At 18.7% G+C, this 716-nt stretch carries 1 protein-coding gene; it reads right to left on the bottom strand.

The features are described from left to right. Nucleotides 1–194: 194 nt before the first annotated feature. Nucleotides 195–539, bottom strand: coding sequence for a hypothetical protein (locus tag BGI41_RS08250; RefSeq protein WP_088540219.1), 345 nt, complete (start codon nucleotides 537–539; stop codon nucleotides 195–197). Between the last annotated feature and the right edge of the window lie 177 nt (nucleotides 540–716).

Raw genomic sequence — 716 nt, 5'->3', positions numbered from 1 at the left:
AAATAAAAATTTATTAAATGAAGATATTTTATATAATAAAAGTATATAATAACTTAAAATTAAAAAATAAAAGTTAAAATAGCTAATAATTCTTATTATAAAAAAATAAGTTAGAAAAAACTCTAGAAAACATAAAAAACAAGTAAAACAACTAGAAAAAAGCAATTAAAAACATAATAAATAAATAAAAAAATCTAATTATTATGTTGTCTTGGAATAACATCTATTTTTGGAGGATTTTTATAGAATTGGTGAGTATTATAACCCATTAAATACTCATTTTTAGTACTGATGTAATTCCTTTTAGATTTTACATGGTGAGACACAGGAGAAGAGGGATGCTGATGTTCATCATAAATTTCATTAAGAATTGCTTTAAAAGTGTATTTATCTATATTATATAATCTATGGAACTTTCTAAACAAAGATGATTTAGCTTGATTTTTATTTAAAAATGCAGATTTAATCTCATTATATTGATCCATAGTAATTATACTAATAGTTCCTGGTCCTATTTTATATCGTTTTTTATCAACCATTTTCCCAACCTTCGTTTTTTTATTAAGAATTATAAAATTAAATTAAAGAAAATATTTTCTAATAACTTATTATAAGATTAAATTAAAAATACTTTAAATGTATCGTTCAGAAAAAAATATTTTTTAATAATTCACTGTATATAATTTTTAATTTTTTAATATATAAAAGTATAGTTA

The sequence above is a fragment of the Methanobrevibacter sp. 87.7 genome, from assembly GCF_002208625.1.
Classification (GTDB): domain Archaea; phylum Methanobacteriota; class Methanobacteria; order Methanobacteriales; family Methanobacteriaceae; genus Methanarmilla.
Note: the sequence above shows the minus strand (reverse complement) of the source record. Positions and strands in the feature narration are given on the sequence as shown.

Excerpts from the sequence above, each read along its gene's own strand:
- BGI41_RS08250 (WP_088540219.1), bottom strand. The coding sequence starts at position 539 with ATGGTTGATAAAAAACGATATAAAATAGGACCAGGAACTATTAGTATA.